Genomic DNA, 18,343 nt, shown 5'->3' with positions numbered 1-18,343 from the left:
TTTTATCCCCGATGGGCTGCGCAGCAGCCCCCAGCTTTTCTGGGGGCGCTTCGCGCCCCCATCGGGGATAAATCCCCCTCACCACAGGGCTCGCTCCCACAGGGAAGGGGTTTACAGGTTGACGACGTTAACGAAGCGCGAAGCCGCGGTCTCGTCGATCTTCAGGCTGGTGAAGTCGAACAGGTTGCGGTCGGCCAGTTGCGACGGCACGACGTTCTGCAGACTGCGGAAGATGCTTTCAGTGCGGCCCGGAGTCTTGCGCTCCCAGTCCTGAAGCATTTCCTTGACCACCTGACGCTGCAGGTTTTCCTGCGAACCGCAGAGGTTGCACGGGATGATCGGGAATTCCTTGAAGTCCGAGTAGGCCTGGATGTCTTTCTCGTTGCAGTAGGCCAGCGGACGGATCACCACGTTGCGCCCGTCGTCGGCGCGCAGCTTCGGCGGCATCGCCTTGAGGGTGCCGTTGAAGAACATGTTGAGGAAGAACGTCTCGACGATGTCATCGCGATGGTGACCGAGGGCCATTTTGGTCGCGCCGATTTCGTCGGCAAAGGTGTACAGCGTGCCGCGACGCAGGCGCGAGCAAAGCGAGCAGGTGGTCTTGCCTTCGGGAATCAATTCCTTGACCACCGAGTAAGTGTCTTTCTCGACGATGTGGTACTCGACGCCCAGCTCTTTCAGGTAGGCCGGCAGCACGTGCTCGGGAAAGCCCGGCTGCTTCTGGTCCATGTTCACCGCGACGATCTCGAACTTGATCGGTGCAACCTTCTGCAGGTGCAGCAGCACGTCGAGCATGGTGTAGCTGTCCTTGCCCCCGGACAGGCAGACCATGACCTTGTCGCCGTCTTCAATCATGTTGAAATCGGCGACCGCTTCGCCGGCCAGGCGGCGCAGGCGCTTTTGCAGTTTGTTCTGGTTGACCGTAAGAGTGCCCATGACGCGAAATCCGTGAGGTGTGACGAAAGGCGGGCATTTTACGCAAAAACCCACCGGCGGCGCAGCCTCCTGACGGACGCACCCTGTAGGAGCTGCCGAAGCTGCGATCTTTTGATTTTAAAAAAACAGGATCAAAAGATCGCAGCCTTCGGCAGCTCCTACAGGGGGGGTCAGTAGCCGTTGGAGCCGTAATCGACGGTGAATTCGAAGTCGGTCACGCGCTCCACGCCGGTTTCCAGCCGCCCGTCCGGCAACAGCCGCAACCAGCGATACCCCGGGGCCTGTTCGCCGACCTTGAAGTCGTGACTGCCCGGTTCGAACTGGATGCAGGTCGACGGTGAGGCCATCAGCCGTACGCCGTTGCGTTCGCGGTCGATTTCCTGATGCACATGCCCCCACAGCACCGCGCGGGCCTGTGGAAAACGATCGAGCACGTCGAAAAACGCTTCCGGGTTGCGCAAGCCGATTGGCTCCATCCACGGGCATCCGATCGACACCGGATGATGATGAAAACACACCAGATGATGGCGCTCCGGCGCTTCGCTCAACGAACGGGCCAGCAGTTGCAGCTGATCGTCCTGCAGATAGCCCGGCACTGAGCCCGGCACCGCCGAATCGAGCAAGGTCACGCGCCAGTTGCCGACATCGACCACCGATTCCAGCAATGCACTTTGCACCGCGGCCTGAGCCATGATTTGCGGCTCATCGTGATTGCCGGGAATCCAGCGCGCCGGCGCATCGATCTGCGCGGTCATCTGGCGAAACAGTTGATACGACTCAAGTGTTCCGTCCTGTGACAAATCCCCCGTGGCCAGCATCAGGTCAATCCGCGGCTGCTGCTTGAGTACCTGCTCAATGACCTTTTGCAGACTCTCGCGGGTGTTCATGCCCAGCAGCGTGCCGTCCGCCTCGGCGAACAGGTGACTGTCGGATAACTGCACCAGCAACGCCGGATCGGCGGCGGTCAATGTGGATACGCTCGGCAAGGCGTTCTCCCAGGGCAAAGGCACGGAATCGGTTGAGTGCCGCAATTATGCTGGGGGATGGCGCAAAGGGGAAACCGGCGAACCGGACGCAGTTCACAACTAGCGTACGACTTCGTACTCGTGCCCCAGGGCCAGGCAATGGCTCAGCCATTCCCCCAGGAACAGATTGAGCTGGGCCTTTTCATCCGGCTGATGCATCGCGGCGTTCGGGTAAGGATAGATGCCGCGAAAGCGTCGTGCATGTTCGGCGCTGATCACCTCGGCCATGCGCGCATCGTGATAGACCTGCACCTCCAGTTGCGGCACCGGCAACCACGGCAAACTGTGCTCCTGGCGCACCTGCAAAGTGGTGGTGTACGGGCAGGTCTGCAGCACTTCGAGGGCCAGCACGCCGAGCATCTGCTCGCCCTGGGTCACGGCGATGCGCCGCGCTTCGGGGTCGTTGCGCATGTCCGGCACCAGTCGCATCAGGCGCGCGTAGTTGGCCTCGCAGGCGGCTTGCAGCCCCGCAAGGTCAACTCGATAACGATCGCGCAGCTTGTTTACGACCATAACCCCCTCACTTCGGCGCGGTTCAGCGCCAGCCATTGCAAGGCGATGATGCTCGCCGCATTGGCAATGCGTCCGTCACGGACGGCCTGCAAGGCATCTTCAAAGGCCCAGACCGTGACGCGGATATCTTCTGCTTCTTCCTCCAGCCCGTGCAGGCCGCCTACGCCGTCGGTGCTGCAGTGCCCCAGGTACAAATGCACGAATTCGTTGCTGCCGCCCGGCGACGGAAAATATTTGGTCATCGGCCACAGGGCTTTGATGTCCAGTCCAGCTTCCTCCTGTGCCTCGCGGTGAGCAACTTCTTCCGGCACTTCAACTTTGTCGATCAGACCGGCGACCAGCTCAACCAGCCACGGGTTGTCGGTCTTGCCCATGGCCCCGACGCGAAACTGCTCGAGCAGCACCACTTCGTCACGCTGCGGATCGTACGGCAGCAGGCACACGGCATCGTGGCGCACGAAGACTTCGCGGTTGATCTCGCGGCTCATGCCGCCGGCGAACAGCTCATGGCGCAGGTGCAAACGGTCGAGCTTGTAGAAGCCCTCGTAGCAGCGCTCGCGCTTTACGACGTCGACGTTGGCCGGAGTGGCGTTGGCAAAATCTGTCATGAGCATCCTCTCTTACTGCAAATCCCGATACGAGGTGCCTTGTGGTGACCGGCAACCTCGACTTCGCGCCATCCTAACGCGCCGGTGATGATTGATGCAGCCCCTTTACCGTCAGCGGGATGGACGGTGGCGGCGAAACCCACTCTAATTAGCTTAGTGGCGAACTGACTGCCTCGGCGAGAGTCGAAGCGGATAACTTTTTGCCTTCCCCTGTTTCAGAAAGGACGCCCATGTCGCTTTTCAAAATTGCCTCCGTGGCCGCCATCGCCCTGACCCTGGGTGCCTGCGCCAACCTGTTCCAGCCCAACTACCGCACGCCGCTGGAAACCACCCGCGACGCCTCGGAAACCCTGAAACCCGGCTGTTCCAACCCCGATTGTCCGCTGGTGAATATCGATACCGTGCACTTCGCGGCCGAGCCTGCACTGGACGGCATTATCGAAAAGCGCCTGCTGCAAATGACCCGCACCGAGCAGAACGCAGCGGTCGCGCCAACCCTGGCGGCCTATCGTGATCAATTCCTGCGCACCGCCGGCCCGCGCAACAGCAGCTATCTGCAGGCCAAGGTACGCGAGCAGCATGACGGCTTGGTGATCATCGAACTGTCGAGCTACCTCGACACCGGCGGCGCCCATGGCACGCCGGGGCGCGGCTTCATCAACTACTCGCGTCAGCAGCACAAGGTGCTGAACCTGTCGGACATGTTGCTGCCGGGTCAGGAAGACGCGTTCTGGAAGGCCGCGCAGGTGGCGTACAACAGTTGGCTGATCAGCACCAAGCTCGATCAGGAAGCGGATTTCGTGAAGAGTTGGCCGTTCGTGAAAACCCCGAACGTGGCGCTGACCTACGGTGGCGTGATCCTCAAGTACGACGTGAGCACCATCGCGCCTTACGCGCTGGGCCACGTCGAACTGAAGATTCCTTACCCGCGTCTGAACGGCATCCTCAAACCCGAGCTGTTTCCCGGCCGTAACTGAAAGCCCGGCCCAGCACCAGTTGCAACAGCCCTGCCAGCACCAGTGCCGGCAGGGTCGCGCCGACATCCGGATACAGATTCGCCAGCAAGTGGTAGGTGCTGATCCCGCCCAGCCATGCCAACAGCGCCGGCCAGCGCAATGCGGCTGACGCCACGTAGGCGCTGCGCTTGCGCAGGATGAAGTGATCAACCAGCACCACGCCGAACAGCGGCGCGAACACCGAGCCGATCAGCAACAGGAAGTTCTGGTACTGCGCCAAGGGCGCCAGCAGTGCAATCAGGGTGCAGATCACGCCGATGGCCAAGGCCAGATGCTCGACCTTCAAACGCAACAGAATCCCGCTCGATACCGCGGCCGAATGAATGTCGGCGAACGCGTTTTCCGACTCATCCAGCAGAATCAGCAACAGCGGAATGCCCAGACCGGCCCCGGCCAGTGCCAGCAGCAACGCATTGACCTCACCGCTTGGCGCAAACGCCAGGGTGTAGGCCACGCCGAGACTCATCAGCCAGAAGTTGCCGACGAAGAAACCGATCGCCGTGCCGCCGAATACGTTTTTCGCGCGCTTGCCGAAACGCGAGTAGTCGGCGATCAGCGGCAGCCACGACAGCGGCATCGCGATGGCAATATCGAAGCCCACGGCAAACGGCATCGAACCGTCCCCCGCACGCGCCCAGAGTGCCGCCAGATCCGCCTTGGCGAACAGATTCCAGGTCAGCCAGATGCACGCCGCCAGGATCAGCCAGATACCCCATTTGCGCAGGATCTTGCGCACGAACGTCAGCGGCCCGCTGACCGCGAGCAAAGTCGCCAGCGCACCGAAGCACAACGTCCAGAGCATCGGACTGGCCCACAGCGAACCTTCGCTGAACGCGCGAGTGCCGAGCAGGCTGGCGGCATCACGCATGACGATGATTTCGAACGAGCCCCAACCGATCAGTTGCAGCAGGTTGAGCAGCGCCGGCAGGCTTGCGCCTTTGCTACCGAGGCTCAGTTTCAGTGCGGCCATCGATGACAGGCCGGTGTCGCTGCCGATCACGCCGACGGCGGCCAACAGCAGAACGCCAACCAGCGTGCCGAGGAAAATCGCCAGCAGCGAACCGGAAAGGCCCAGACCAGGCGCGAGCAACGCGCCGGTCTGCAACACCATCAGGCCAATACCGAGGGAGAACCACAGGGAAAACAGATCGCGACCGCCGAATACTCGCTTGTCGGCGGATACGGCGAGGTCGGGGGAATAAGTGCCGGGTTGAATACTCAAGGGTGTTATCTCAGAGGGACATTTGTTGTTGTGTGTGATCAAGCTGGCCCACTTGTGGCGAGGGGATTCATCCCCGATGGGCTGCGCAGCAGCCCCAAAACCTGAGAATGCGGTACATCTGAAGGACCCGGTTCTCAAAATTGCGACTGCTGCGCAGTCGATCGGGGATAAATCCCCTCACCACAAAAGATCAGTCAGGGATCAGACTTTTTTATACAGCTGACTGCCTTCCTTCTTGAACCGCTCGGCCTGTTCCGCCAGGCCTTGGGCGACGTCCACGTCGACCGCGTCGATCCGCTGGTTGGCCGCGTATTCGCGGACTTCCTGAGTGATCTTCATCGAGCAGAACTTCGGCCCGCACATCGAACAGAAATGCGCGACCTTGGCCGAATCCTTCGGCAGGGTTTCGTCGTGATACGAACGCGCGGTGTCCGGATCCAGACCGAGGTTGAACTGGTCTTCCCAACGGAATTCGAAACGCGCCTTGCTCAAAGCGTTATCACGAATCTGCGCGCCTGGATGCCCTTTGGCCAAGTCCGCTGCGTGGGCGGCGATCTTGTAGGTGATGATCCCGGTCTTCACGTCATCCTTGTTCGGCAGGCCCAAGTGCTCCTTCGGTGTCACGTAGCAGAGCATGGCGCAACCGAACCAGCCGATCATCGCCGCACCGATACCCGAGGTGATGTGGTCGTAACCCGGGGCGATATCGGTGGTCAGCGGGCCGAGGGTGTAGAACGGCGCCTCGTCGCAGCACTCCAGCTGCTTGTCCATGTTCTCCTTGATCAACTGCATCGGCACGTGGCCCGGGCCTTCGATCATGCATTGCACGTCATGTTTCCAGGCGATCTTGGTCAGCTCGCCGAGGGTTTCCAGTTCGCCGAATTGCGCTTCGTCGTTGGCGTCGGCAATCGAGCCCGGACGCAGGCCGTCGCCCAGCGAGAAGCTGACGTCGTAGGCCTTCATGATTTCGCAGATTTCGTCGAAGTGGGTGTAGAGGAAGTTCTCTTTGTGGTGCGCCAGGCACCACTTGGCCATGATCGAACCACCACGGGACACGATGCCGGTCACGCGCTTGGCGGTCAGCGGCACGTAGCGCAACAGCACGCCGGCGTGGATGGTGAAGTAGTCGACGCCCTGCTCGGCCTGCTCGATCAGCGTGTCGCGGAACAGCTCCCAGGTCAGGTCTTCAGCGACGCCGTTGACCTTCTCCAGCGCCTGATAGATCGGCACGGTACCGATCGGCACCGGCGAGTTGCGGATGATCCACTCGCGGGTTTCGTGAATGTGTTTGCCGGTGGACAGGTCCATCACGGTGTCCGAACCCCAGCGAATGCCCCAGGTCAGTTTCGCCACTTCTTCTTCGATGGACGAACCCAGGGCGCTGTTGCCGATGTTGCCGTTGATCTTCACCAGGAAGTTGCGGCCGATGATCATCGGTTCCAGTTCGACGTGGTTGATGTTGGCCGGAATGATCGCGCGACCACGGGCGATCTCTTCGCGGACGAACTCAGGGGTGATTTCTTTCGGGATGCTCGCGCCGAAGCTGTGGCCGGCGTGTTGCTGAGTCAACAAGCCGGCAGCTCGGGCCTCTTGCAGCTTCATGTTTTCGCGGATGGCGACGTATTCCATCTCGGCGGTGATGATGCCTTTGCGCGCGTAGTGCATCTGGCTGACGTTGGCCCCGGCCTTGGCGCGGCGCGGGTTGTTGACGTGAGCAAAACGCAGTTTGGTCAGCTCCGGATCGGCCAGACGTTCCTGACCGAAGCTGGAGCTCAGGCCTGGCAGACGCTCGGTGTCGCCACGGTCATCGATCCACGCCGAACGCACGTCGCCCAGACCTTTGCGCACGTCGATCACCACGTTCGGATCGGTGTACGGGCCCGAGGTGTCGTAGACGGTGACCGGCGCGTTGATTTCGCCGCCGAAGTCGGTCGGCGTCACATCGAGGGTAATTTCGCGCATCGGCACGCGGATGTCCGGGCGCGAGCCCTGAACGTAGACTTTTTGCGAACGGGTGAACGGCTGAACCGACTGCTCATCGACCTTGGCCGAGTCACTCAGGTTGATCGCGTTTTTTTGCTTTTGTAGTCATCACGGGCTCTCCAGACAGCATCCAGGCAATGGATTGTCGGAGCAGAACCTGAAAGGCACGGACGCACCAGGACTGGTGCTGTGCATCGTCGTCGAGCGTTCGATTATCGAACAATTTCCCGGACGAAGCACAAGAGGACTCGCCGGGTGACGAGAAATCTTGTTCCCTACGCAGGCGCTAACCTGATCAGGTTCAACGGGATCCGAAATTATTCGATCTCAGCCTCATAGCAAGGCACCCCGACAAGAACCCGGCCAGTCTAGACACAACCGGCGAAGAACGCCAACACCGCGGCAAACACCATGATGAATGGCGCAATTACCGGGACTTGCAGGATTGTTGCCGCACGTTTGCACAACTACACTCGCTTTGCCCTGCGCACCTTGACGCTGTCGGGGCCGCGCCGTAGCCTTGGCGCGCACATTATTTTCGTAATATTTTTGCTAGGGATCGCCTCATGCTGCGCAAACTTTCACTGGCTCTTGCCGTGTCTTGTGCGTCCAACGCAATGGCCTGGGCAGCAGAAGCGCCCTTGTCGACCAAGACCGATCTGGTCAGCGTCTATCAGGAAGCCGTCGACAACAACGCCGATCTGGCCGCCGCCCGCGCCCAGTACGGCGCGCAGAAAGAAGTGGTGCCACAGGCCCGTGCCGGCTTGCTGCCGAACCTGTCCGGCGGCGCCGAAGTGGCGGATGTGCGCACCTCGATCGACCAGCCTTCAGCCATTGCCAATCGCAGCGCGCATTCCTATCAGGCGACCCTGGCCCAGCCCTTGTTCCGTGCCGACCGCTGGTTCCAGTATCAGGCCGCCAAGGACGTCAACGAACAGGCCGCCCTGCAACTCTCGGCCAGCGAACAGAACCTGATCCTGCAATCAGCCGAAAGCTACTTCAACGTGCTGCGCAGCCAGGACAACCTGGCTTCGACCAAGGCAGAAGAAGCCGCGTTCAAGCGTCAGCTCGACCAGTCCAACGAGCGCTTCGATGTCGGCCTGTCGGACAAGACCGACGTCCTGCAATCACAAGCCAGCTACGACACCGCGCGTGCCAACCGGATCGTTGCCCAGCGTCAGGTCGACGATGCCTTCGAAGCGCTGATCACCCTGACCAACCGTCAGTACAACTCGATTCAGGGCATCGTCCATACGTTGCCGATCCTGCCGCCGACACCCAACGACGCCAAGGCCTGGGTTGACACCGCCGCCAAACAGAACCTCAATCTGCTGGCGAGCAACTTTGCGGTCAGCTCCGCCGAACAGACCCTCAAGCAGCGCAAGGCCGGCCACTTGCCGACCCTCGACGCCGTGGCCAAATACGAGAAGGGTGACAACGACGCTCTCGGCTTCGCCAACCCGAACGCCTTCGGCACGCCGTACGGTGGCAACGTCGATCAACGCACGCTGGCGTTGCAACTGAACATTCCGATCTACAGCGGCGGGCTGACCAGTTCGCAAGTGCGCCAGTCCTATGCGCAACTGGATCAGAGCGAACAGCAGCGCGAAGCCCTGCGCCGGCAGATCGTCGAAAACACCCGCAACCTGCACCGCGCGGTGAACACCGATGTCGAGCAGGTACAGGCGCGGCGCCAGTCGATCATTTCCAACCAGAGCGCGGTGGAAGCCACGGAAATCGGTTATCAGGTGGGGACGCGCAACATCGTCGACGTGCTCGATGCTCAGCGTCAGCTGTACACCTCGGTGCGCAACTACAACAACACCCGTTACGACTACATCCTCGACAACCTGCGCTTGAAGCAGGCGGCGGGGACGTTGAATCCGGGTGATCTGGAAGACCTGCGACGTTATTTGAAGGCCGACTACAACCCGGACAAGGATTTCCTCCCGCCGGATCTGGCCAAGGCCGCCGAAGCACAGCTCAAGGCGCGGCCGTAAACAATCTGAATAAATCCCCTGTGGCGAGGGGATTTATCCCCGATTCGACTGCGCAGCAGTCGTAAACCCGGCTTACCCGATCTGACTGAATCACCGAGGTGAATGGTTTGGGGCTGCTGCGCAACCCATCGGGGATAAATCCCCTCGCCACAATGTTCCAGGCGACTATTTGATTAACCGGCCCAGCCCATCCAGCAACCGCTGCAACGCCCCCTGATTACGCCGCATCACTGCCAGCCCGGCCTCGGCCATGCGCTGGGCATCGCGCGGCAATTCGAACAGGCGCTGCACTTCCACCGCCAGCCCTTCGGCATCATCCACTTCGGCCAACGCCCCGGCTTCACGCAATTGCGCGGCGATGTCGAGGAAGTTGAACAGGTGCGGGCCGCTGAGCACCGGTTTTGCCAACGCCGCTGGCTCCAGCAGATTGTGTCCTCCGTTCGGCACCAGACTGCCGCCAACGAAGGCGCTGTCCGCCAATGCGTAAAGAAACAGCAATTCGCCCATGGTGTCGCCGAGCAGCACCGCGGTATTTGCCTCGACATTGGCACCGGTGGAACGACGCACCGTGGCAAAGCCTTCGCGCTGGCACAATTCGAACACCGAATTGAAACGCTCGGGATGACGCGGCACCAGAATCAGCAGCGCATTCGGGTAATTCGCCAGCAGGCGACGATGGGCGTCGAGCACCACTTCGTCTTCGCCATCGTGGGTACTGGCAGCGATCCACACCGGGCGCTCCAGCGCCTGCCATTGGCCGCGCAACTCATGGGCGCGCTGCAGCAGTTGCGGGTCGATGGTCAGGTCGAACTTGATCGAACCGGTGACCTCGACCGTCTGCGGACGCGCGCCGAGATCTCGGAAGCGCTGGGCTTCAGCTTCGGTCTGCACCGCGAAAAAACTCATTTCAGCGAGCATCGGCGCGGTCAGCTTGCTGAAGCGCCCATAGCCCCGCGCCGAACGCTCGGAGAGACGACCGTTGGCCAGCGCTACCGGGATCCCGCGTTTGGCACACTGATGAATGTGGTTGGGCCACAGTTCGGTTTCCATGATCACCGCGAGTTTCGGTTTGGCGTGATCAAGAAAACGCGCCGCTGCGCACGGCAAGTCGTATGGCAGATAGCAATGCTGGATGCGCGGCTCGCTGGCGAACAGTGCCTGTATGCGCTCCGATCCGGTCGGGGTCATGCAGGTCACGGTGATCGGCAGCTGTGGATAACGTTGCAGCAAGGCGCGAATCATCGGTGCAGCAGCGATGCTCTCTCCCACCGATACCGCATGCACCCAGATGCCTCCGGGTCGCAGTGACGGCATGCCATAAGAGAAGCGCTCGCCAATCCGTTTGGCATACGCCGGAGCCTTGCGCGAGCGCAGCCACAGCCGAATTGCCACCAATGGCAGCCCCAGGTAAAACAGCGCGGTGTAGAGAGTTCTATTCATGGCGGCGGAGTTTATCGACTTTTGTCGCCGATCGCCCGCAAGTGCACGGCAAAACGTTCCGCCAGCCACCTTGCGGCAGGGCCGAGAGGTTCGTCGCGGCGCCAGACCAGTTCCACCACCAGCGCCGGCGGCGTCCATTCACTGTCCAGCTCAACCATCAGGCCCTGATAGGCCGAATACTGCACCACATGCCGGGGCAGCCACGCCCAGCCAAGATCCCGCACCAGCCATTCGGCCATCACATAGAAACTGTCGGCACGCCATACCTGCGGGCTGGCTGGCTCGTTGCCGGGATAGACGCTGGTTTGCGTCGACATCAGCAATTGCCGATGCTGCGCCAGCTGCTGGCAGGTGACGTAGGACTGCGTCGCCAACGGATGATTGATGCCGCAGACGGTGACCATTTCCACCCGCCCCAAGACCCGACGTTCCAGCGCTTCGGGGATTTCATCGTGATAGAACAGCAGGCCCAGATCGGCACGGCGTTCGACCAGTTTGCGCGCCACTTCGCCCTGAGCGGCGCTGGTCAGTTGCACTTCGAGGCTGGGAAATTGCCCGGCCAGCGCATCGAAGCTTTCCACCAGTGCCTGATAAGGCATGGCCTCGTCCTGGGCCACGCGCAACTGCGCTTCCTGACCGCGCATCATCGCCATCGCCCGACCGTTCAGACGCTCACATTGTCGCAACACTTCTCGCGCCTCTTCGAGCAGCGCCTCGCCGGCTTCGGTGAGCCGGGGCTGGCGACCACTGCTACGCTCGAACAGGCTGACGCCCAGATCATCTTCCAGCAGGGCAATCGCGCTGCTGATCGCTGACTGCGCCTTGCGCTGCTGGCGTGCGACGGCGGAGAACGAGCGCTGTTCGGCGACGCTGACGAAGGCGCGCAATTGTTCCAGATTCCACTGGGTATTCATCGATCGACCCATCTTCAAAACAGATAGGTAATGACTTTACCGCATCTGGCGAATCACTAGAATGCCGCCTCAGCAAGCAACGTTTTACATGAGGATCTACACATGAACGCCTACGCCTTCCTGGCTATCGCCATCTGCGCCGAAGTGATCGCCACCGTTTCGATGAAAGCGGTCAAAGGCTTGAACACCCCGCTGCCGCTGATCCTGGTGATCGTCGGCTACGGGATCGCCTTCTGGATGCTGACCCTCGTTGTCCGCACCGTGCCGGTGGGTGTCGCCTACGCCGTGTGGGCGGGCATGGGCATCGTCATGGTCAGCGTCGCGGCGCTGTTTATTTATGGACAAAAGCTGGACGTGCCGGCAATGCTCGGGATGGCGCTGATCGTGCTTGGCGTGGTGGTCATCCAGTTGTTCTCCAAAACCGCAGGGCATTGAAGAAAAAGATCGCAGCCTTCGGCAGCTCCTACATTGGAATGCATATCCCTGTAGAAGCTGCCGAAGGCTGCGATCTTTTTTCGCCTCTGAGCTCCGACCCCCGAGTCTGTATACTGCGCCCTCGTCTTGAACACTGAGGTCGTTGCATGCCATCCGTTATTTCCACCGACGTGCTGATTGTCGGCGCTGGTGTCGCCGGCCTCTGGCTGAACGCGCGTCTGCGCCGCCAGGGTTTTTCGACCGTGCTGGTGGAAAGCGCCAGCCTCGGCGGCGGGCAGAGTGTGAAGTCCCAGGGCATCATCCACGGTGGCGCCAAATACGCGCTGCACGGTGCACTGACCGGCGCCTCGGAAGCCATCGCCGACATGCCGCGCCGCTGGCGTGAGGCGCTGGCCGGCAACGGCGAGCTGGACCTGTCCGGCGTGCGCGTGCTGTCCGAAGCGCATTACCTGTGGTCGCCCGGCACCCTCGCCGGCAACCTCACCAGTTTCTTCGCCAGTAAAGCCGTACGTGGCCGAGTCGATCAGGTCAAGGGCGATCAACTGCCGCCGGCGCTGCAAGACAAGCGCTTCAAAGGCAAGGTCTATCGCCTCGCCGAACTGGTGGTCGACGTGCCGAGCCTGATCCAGCGTCTGGCCGATCTGGCCGGTGACGGTCTGCTCGCCGGACAAACCATCGAGCCGCTGCTGGAAGCGGGCGTGCTGGTCGGCCTGAAGGTCGACGGCCGCGAGATTCGTGCCCAGCGCATCGTGCTCAGCGCAGGGGCCGGCACCGCGCAGTTGCTGGAACATCTGGGCCTGACCCAACCGGCGATGCAACGCCGACCGCTGCACATGATCATCGCCAAAGGCCCAAGCCTGAAGCCGCTGTACGCCCATTGCCTGGGTGGCGGCACCAAGCCGCGCATCACCGTCACGACTCACCCGGCCGCTGATGGCAACTGGGTCTGGTACCTGGGCGGCGACATTGCCGAAAGCGATGGCGTGGCCCGCGAGCCTGCCGAACAGATCGCCACTGCGCAGAAAGAACTCGGCCAATTGCTGCCGTGGATCGACCTGAGTCAGGTGCAATGGGCGACCTTGCGGGTGGATCGCGCCGAACCGCTGCAAACCGGCCTGACCCGCCCGGACAACGCTTTCCTTGCCGAGCAGGGTCGCCTGCTGGTGGGCTGGCCGACCAAACTGGCGCTGGCACCGGACTTTGCCGACCGGGTCATCGCCTCACTGGAGCGCGACGGCATTCAGCCACAACCGACCGAGCCACTGCCGGCATTGCCAAAACCACCGATGGGCGTACCGGCCTGGGAGCAATTGTTGCCATGAGCGTAGCGACCCTGCACGAACTGCATCGCCCGCTGGGCAGCACCGGCCTGCTGGTGTCCCCGCTGGGCCTGGGCACAGTCAAACTGGGCCGCGACCAGGGCGTGAAATACCCCAACGGCTTCCAGATCCCCGACGATGACGCGGCACGCTTGCTGCTCAATCAGGCCAAAGGTTTGGGCATCAACCTGATCGACACGGCTCCGGCTTATGGCCGCAGCGAAGAACGCCTCGGCCCGTTGCTGCGCGGTCAGCGGCAGGACTGGGTGATTGTCAGCAAGGTCGGTGAAGAGTTTGCCGACGGCCTGTCGCGGCATGACTTCAGCGCCGCGCACACGCGGATGTCTGTGGAGCGCAGCCTGCAACGTCTTGAAACCGATTTTATCGACCTGGTGCTGGTGCACTCCGACGGCAACGACCTGGCGATCCTTGAGCACGAAGAGGTCTACGCTACCCTTGCCGCACTCAAGGCCGAGGGCAAGATTCGCGGGTTCGGTTTCTCCGGCAAAACCGTCGAAGGCGGACTCAAGGCCCTGGAGCAAGGGGACTGCGCGATGGTCACCTACAATCTGAACGAACAGAACGAGAAGGCAGTCATTGACTATGCTGCTGCCCACGGCAAAGCCATTCTGGTGAAGAAGGCGCTGGCCAGCGGCCATGTGTGTCTGAGCCCCGGCGTGGACCCGGTACGCGCCAGCTTCGAGCTGTTGTTCCAACAGCCCGGCGTGGCCAGTGCTATTGTCGGAACGATCAATCCGCTGCACCTCGCCCATAACGTTGCGACCGTTGCCCAGGTCCTTCGTGGTCACTGACGCCGCCTCGCGGCCTTAAGCAGGAGCCGACATGCCGCGCACGCTCATCAGAAAGAACCCGAGCAACTTCAAGACACTGCCGCTGTTCGTCGAGGCCACGCCCGAAGGCCTGACCTATCAGAGCGTCGGCATGCCGCTGAATTTCGCCCAGACCTTGCAGCGGCGCAAACCGGTGAGCGTGGCGGATGCCGAGCGTTTCGCGGTGGAGCTGGCCAACCTCGGTGTCTCGGTGCGCCTGACCCTGCATTGGCAGAATCGCGACTACTGGGTGCTGGTGCGCCAGCGTCGGCAGGATCGCGGCGACGTGGTGCTCAAGCTGATTTCCGGTTATGTGCCGGCCCATGAGCTGAACATCCCGCTGCACACCGCAATTCAAGAGATTGCCGAAGAGTGCCTGCTGACGGAACCCCGGAGGGCTGGCTCGGCGGGCGATTCAACGACACGTGGCTGCCCGCGCCGTACTCGTCCGCCCTGCATTACCGCGAAGCGCTGCCGTTTCGCTTGACGCCGTTGTCCGGCTCGGCACGGCCGGTGCGCTGTGCCAATCTGCAATTGCTCGAACGGCCCCGGGCCTATGTGCATTTGCCCACCGCGTCGCTGCAACTGATCTACGACCTGCGCCTGGAAGTGCCAAAAGAAGCCAAATCGCTGAGCCTGTTTCATGTCGATGAGCGGCTGGAGGGTGATCAACTGGTGGCGCGCCTGGACCGCAAGCGTCCGGATCTGTACCTGATGCCGTTGCAGGATGGCGAGCCGCTGGCCGAGCTGTACACCTTGAAGAAAGGCCTGCTGTCTCCGGCCGGCACGCGCGGTCTGTATCTGGCCGAAAGTTTTGCCAGACAGGATGGCTGGCTGGTGCGCGAGGAGCGGATTCGCTGGAAGGACTGGCTACGTCAACAAGGCCTGACGCCGCCGGAGAAACCCACTGGCCTGGCGCGGTTGCGCGGCAAGGCGAAGCAACTGTTGAAGAAGATCGTACCGCGCAAGAAAGTCAGTTCCTGAAACGCAAAAGATCGCCGCTTGCGGCAGCTCGCATTCCAATGCAGAAGCTGCCGCAGGCGGCGATCTTTTTAGCTTGAATCAGTGACCGCGAATTTTTTCCACGATCGCCGTGGTCGAGCTGTTTTCCACCAGCCCCAGCACTTTCACCGTGCCGCCGTAAGCTTTGACGATGTCGGCGCCGACCACTTGGTCGATACCGTAATCCCCCCCCTTGACCAACACATCCGGTTTGACTTCGCGCAGCAGGTTTTCCGGGGTGCCTTCCGGGAAGCTGATCACCCAGTCCACCGCGCCGAGGCCGGCGAGGACCGCCATGCGGCGGTCGACACTGTTGATCGGACGCCCCGGCCCCTTCAGACGGCTGACCGAGGCGTCATCGTTGATCGCCACGATCAGACGGTCGCCCTGGGCACGCGCCTGCTCGAGGTAGGTCACGTGCCCGGCGTGCAGAATGTCAAAGCAGCCATTGGTGAAGACGATGCGCTCGTTGTGCGCGCGAGCATCGGCCACTGCCAGTACCAGTTGCTCCAGCCCCAGCACACCGCGCTCCGAACCTTCTTCACGCTGGATCGCGCGACGCAGTTCCGGAGCGCTGATCGCTGCAGTACCGAGCTTGCCGACCACAATACCGGCGGCCAGGTTGGCCAGTGCCACCGCGTGCGGCAGTTCTTCACCGGCAGCAATTGCCGCTGCGAGGGTGGAAATCACCGTGTCACCGGCACCGGTCACATCGAACACTTCACGGGCACGGGCCGGCAGGTGCAACGCCGGATGCTCCGGACGCAGCAGGGTCATGCCGTGTTCGCCACGGGTGACCAGCAGCGCGCCGAGTTCGAGATCATGCATCAGGGCAGCGCCCTTGCTCACCAGCTCGTGCTCATCGGCGCAACCACCGACGATGGCTTCGAATTCGCTGAGGTTCGGCGTGATCAGACTGGCGCCACGGTAGATCGAAAAATCCTTGCCCTTGGGATCGGCCAGCACCGGAATGCCTTTGGCCCGGGCCGCCTGAATCAAAGCCTGATGGTTTTTCAATGCACCTTTGCCGTAGTCCGACAGCACCAGCACCTTGATCCCTTCGAGCAGATCATCGACCTGCGAGGCCAGGGCCAGCGCATCGGTGGCAAACGGTTCTTCGAAGTCGATACGCAGCAATTGCTGGTGCCGGCTCATGACCCGCAGTTTGACGATGGTCGGCTGATGCGCGATGCGCTGGAACAGGGCACGCACGCCAGCGCCCTTGAGACTGTTGCTCAGGCTGTCGGCAGCTTCGTCATCACCGGTCACACCGACCAGCGACGCCGGCGCACCGAGCGCGGCAATGTTCAAGGCAACGTTGGCAGCACCGCCCGGACGGTCTTCGATTTGCTCGACTTTTACGACCGGAACCGGTGCCTCAGGGGAAATCCGTGAGGTTCCACCATGCCAGTAACGGTCGAGCATGACATCGCCGACCACCAAGACTGGGGCTTGATCGAATCGCGGCATGGACAACTTCATGGAGCAACCCACATACAAAATGAACAGGGCCGCGATATTAACACAGGGTTGGCGCAGGCTTGAGTGCAGCCTGCAACAGGATGAAACAGTCCGTTACTTTGCTCATTTTTTGAGCACCAGCGCCGCCAGTTGCTCACAGGATTCGGACAACTCCAGCGCCTCGGTGTCGATCTGCCACTCGGCTGCCAATGGCGCTTCGTAAGGGCTGTCCACGCCCGTAAAGTGCTTGATCCTTCCTTCCCGCACGGCCTGATACAACCCTTTCGGATCGCGACGGGCGCAGACTTCGAGCGAAGTGCTGACGTGCACTTCGATGAAGTCACCCTGGGCAAACAACCTGCGCGCAGCGTCGCGTTCGGCGCGAAACGGCGAAATGGCCGCAACGATCACTATCAGCCCGGCGTCGACCATCAATCGTGCTACCTCGGCCATGCGCCGAGTATTTTCCCGGCGGCAGGCGTTGCTCATGCCCAGGTCGCGACACAGGCCATTGCGCACATTGTCCCCATCGAGCAGAAAGGTGTGCAGACCCGACGCATGCAGGTGCAGTTCGAGGGCATTGGCCAAGGTTGACTTACCGGCACCGGAAAATCCGGTCAGCCACAGGCAGCGTGGGCGTTGCGCCTTGAGCGCTGCACGGGCCTGATGTGATAACGCCAGACCGTAAGGCCGAATGGCCGGGGCTTGCATCGGCATTGACAGGAACTCATTCATAACCGAGCAACTCGTAATCACGCTGATAAACCCGACGCACCAGACGCCGGGTGCGCACCGTACAGAACTCCCGCGCCGGCATTGCTTGCCTTTCCCGCGAGCCGTTGACGTGAGGCAACTCGCCAGTCAGCCCCAACTGTTCGCAAACCAGACGAAAATCCCGCGCCAAGTGTTCCTGATAACCGATGAAGTCCAGCGCCAGATGCCCCAGCGAATCGGTAAGAAAGTCGGTCTGTGCCGCAAAGTGCAATTGCCGGGCAACCGTCTCCGGATGCAGCCAGCGCGCGACAAAATCGTCGAAATCCCGGTACTGCCGCACCAACTGCTGCGCCGAATGGTCACGCGCGCTCAACTCGTTGCCACGCAAGAAGGCGTAGGCCGAATAGGCGCGCTCCAGCGGGTCGCGGACAAAGGCGAACTTGAAGGCGTTGGCGAACTGCTCGGGGAATTGCTCTTCGTACCAGTACAACGGCAAATGCCCGGGACGCCAGCCGTCGAACAACGCCGTGCAAACGCTGCTGCCGGCACATTTCGGGACATGGATGAACAGGCAGGAGCGCTGCTGGAAGGGCTGGGGAAACGTCAGGTTGGCCGACATCGACTTGTTCACCACCTGCCGATCGACCACCGACAGGCGCCCGAGCAGAAAGGCTCGCTGCGGCTTGGGCAGCAGTTTCCAGAGATAGCGTTGCAACATGAAAGCACCCGCGCGACGGGGATGGCCCCCTCGATGAAAGTCAGAGTTCGTTGGGGAACCTTAACAAGCGCGATGCCCGGATTTATTCCGGTTTGGTCAAGAAGGGTAAAGGTCTGGATACAAACGACTGTGGGAGCGAGCCTGCTCGCGATAGCGGGTGAAACATGCGACACGGACGTCGTCTGTTGCAGTGCTTTTCGCGAGCAG

16 protein-coding genes, 1 pseudogene and 1 riboswitch are annotated in these 18,343 nt (G+C 61.6%); of the genes and pseudogenes, 6 read left to right on the top strand and 11 right to left on the bottom strand.

What is annotated here, in order from left to right:
* Positions 1 to 111: 111 nt before the first annotated feature.
* The 4 genes from ttcA to HT737_RS18330 all read right to left on the bottom strand — a co-directional run bounded on the left by ttcA (position 112) and on the right by HT737_RS18330 (position 3,082).
* On the bottom strand, positions 112 to 936 hold the full coding sequence (gene ttcA / locus HT737_RS18345; protein ID WP_041067551.1) for a tRNA 2-thiocytidine(32) synthetase TtcA: 825 nt from the start codon (positions 934 to 936) through the stop codon (positions 112 to 114).
* Positions 937 to 1,106: 170 nt separating this feature from the next.
* Entirely contained in the window at positions 1,107 to 1,922 is an 816-nt protein-coding gene (gene cpdA / locus HT737_RS18340) for a 3',5'-cyclic-AMP phosphodiesterase (protein ID WP_182403558.1), read from the bottom strand.
* Positions 1,923 to 2,021: 99 nt separating this feature from the next.
* Positions 2,022 to 2,474 carry a DUF1249 domain-containing protein gene (locus HT737_RS18335; RefSeq protein WP_007967395.1) on the bottom strand — a complete coding sequence of 151 codons (453 nt, stop codon included), beginning with the start codon at positions 2,472 to 2,474 and terminating at the stop codon, positions 2,022 to 2,024.
* Complete coding sequence (locus HT737_RS18330; RefSeq protein WP_041065772.1) at positions 2,465 to 3,082, bottom strand: NUDIX domain-containing protein; 618 nt, start codon at positions 3,080 to 3,082, stop codon at positions 2,465 to 2,467. Before HT737_RS18330 ends, HT737_RS18335 begins: the two co-directional genes overlap by 10 nt.
* Before the next feature lie 230 nt (positions 3,083 to 3,312).
* On the opposite strand from HT737_RS18330, the gene HT737_RS18325 reads away from it, so the two are divergent.
* Positions 3,313 to 4,059, top strand: coding sequence for an RsiV family protein (locus tag HT737_RS18325; protein ID WP_182403556.1), 747 nt, complete (start codon positions 3,313 to 3,315; stop codon positions 4,057 to 4,059).
* On the opposite strand, the gene cytX is transcribed toward HT737_RS18325, so the two are convergent.
* Positions 4,028 to 5,320 carry a putative hydroxymethylpyrimidine transporter CytX gene (gene cytX, locus HT737_RS18320; RefSeq protein WP_047290957.1) on the bottom strand — a complete coding sequence of 431 codons (1,293 nt, stop codon included), beginning with the start codon at positions 5,318 to 5,320 and terminating at the stop codon, positions 4,028 to 4,030. The genes HT737_RS18325 and cytX overlap by 32 nt on opposite strands.
* A gap of 201 nt (positions 5,321 to 5,521) precedes the next feature.
* Positions 5,522 to 7,387, bottom strand: coding sequence for a phosphomethylpyrimidine synthase ThiC (gene thiC, locus HT737_RS18315; RefSeq protein WP_182403560.1), 1,866 nt, complete (start codon positions 7,385 to 7,387; stop codon positions 5,522 to 5,524).
* A 171-nt stretch (positions 7,388 to 7,558) separates the two neighbouring features.
* Positions 7,559 to 7,664: riboswitch (TPP riboswitch) on the bottom strand.
* 205 nt (positions 7,665 to 7,869) lie between these two features.
* On the opposite strand from thiC, the gene HT737_RS18310 reads away from it, so the two are divergent.
* Positions 7,870 to 9,303, top strand: a complete 1,434-nt coding sequence (locus HT737_RS18310; protein WP_041065783.1) for a TolC family outer membrane protein — start codon at positions 7,870 to 7,872, stop codon at positions 9,301 to 9,303.
* Positions 9,304 to 9,468: 165 nt separating this feature from the next.
* On the opposite strand, the gene waaA is transcribed toward HT737_RS18310, so the two are convergent.
* Together waaA and HT737_RS18300 are read right to left on the bottom strand one after the other, a co-directional pair.
* The gene (gene waaA, locus HT737_RS18305) at positions 9,469 to 10,743 is read right to left on the bottom strand and encodes a lipid IV(A) 3-deoxy-D-manno-octulosonic acid transferase (RefSeq protein WP_047290955.1); all 1,275 of its coding nucleotides are present in this window, start codon (positions 10,741 to 10,743) and stop codon (positions 9,469 to 9,471) included.
* Between the two features lie 11 nt (positions 10,744 to 10,754).
* On the bottom strand, positions 10,755 to 11,657 hold the full coding sequence (locus HT737_RS18300) for a LysR family transcriptional regulator (protein WP_086794236.1): 903 nt from the start codon (positions 11,655 to 11,657) through the stop codon (positions 10,755 to 10,757).
* Positions 11,658 to 11,759: 102 nt separating this feature from the next.
* Here HT737_RS18300 and HT737_RS18295 point away from each other — a divergent pair, with 102 nt between their 5' ends.
* From HT737_RS18295 to HT737_RS18280, 4 genes and pseudogenes are all read left to right on the top strand, one after another.
* Positions 11,760 to 12,092, top strand: coding sequence for a multidrug efflux SMR transporter (locus HT737_RS18295; RefSeq protein WP_182403554.1), 333 nt, complete (start codon positions 11,760 to 11,762; stop codon positions 12,090 to 12,092).
* Between the two features lie 146 nt (positions 12,093 to 12,238).
* Complete coding sequence (locus tag HT737_RS18290; RefSeq protein ID WP_047290953.1) at positions 12,239 to 13,414, top strand: FAD-binding oxidoreductase; 1,176 nt, start codon at positions 12,239 to 12,241, stop codon at positions 13,412 to 13,414.
* Positions 13,411 to 14,223: an aldo/keto reductase gene (locus HT737_RS18285; RefSeq protein WP_182403552.1), complete on the top strand. Its 813-nt coding sequence runs from the start codon at positions 13,411 to 13,413 to the stop codon at positions 14,221 to 14,223. The genes HT737_RS18290 and HT737_RS18285 overlap by 4 nt, the downstream gene beginning before the upstream one ends.
* 31 nt (positions 14,224 to 14,254) lie before the next feature.
* A pseudogene (locus tag HT737_RS18280) lies at positions 14,255 to 15,225 on the top strand (metal ABC transporter ATPase).
* A 78-nt stretch (positions 15,226 to 15,303) separates the two neighbouring features.
* Here HT737_RS18280 and hldE read toward each other — a convergent pair.
* The 3 genes from hldE to HT737_RS18265 all read right to left on the bottom strand — a co-directional run bounded on the left by hldE (position 15,304) and on the right by HT737_RS18265 (position 18,136).
* Complete coding sequence (hldE, locus tag HT737_RS18275) at positions 15,304 to 16,725, bottom strand: bifunctional D-glycero-beta-D-manno-heptose-7-phosphate kinase/D-glycero-beta-D-manno-heptose 1-phosphate adenylyltransferase HldE (protein WP_041065802.1); 1,422 nt, start codon at positions 16,723 to 16,725, stop codon at positions 15,304 to 15,306.
* A gap of 102 nt (positions 16,726 to 16,827) precedes the next feature.
* Positions 16,828 to 17,439: an adenylyl-sulfate kinase gene (gene cysC, locus HT737_RS18270; RefSeq protein ID WP_047290950.1), complete on the bottom strand. Its 612-nt coding sequence runs from the start codon at positions 17,437 to 17,439 to the stop codon at positions 16,828 to 16,830.
* On the bottom strand, positions 17,432 to 18,136 hold the full coding sequence (locus HT737_RS18265) for a sulfotransferase family 2 domain-containing protein (RefSeq protein WP_047290949.1): 705 nt from the start codon (positions 18,134 to 18,136) through the stop codon (positions 17,432 to 17,434). Before HT737_RS18265 ends, cysC begins: the two co-directional genes overlap by 8 nt.
* Between the last annotated feature and the right edge of the window lie 207 nt (positions 18,137 to 18,343).

This window comes from Pseudomonas sp. MD195_PC81_125, assembly GCF_014060985.1.
GTDB classification, from domain to species: Bacteria; Pseudomonadota; Gammaproteobacteria; order Pseudomonadales; family Pseudomonadaceae; genus Aquipseudomonas; species Aquipseudomonas parakoreensis.
The sequence above is the reverse complement of the archived record's forward strand: the minus strand, read 5'-3'. Positions and strand labels throughout refer to the sequence as shown.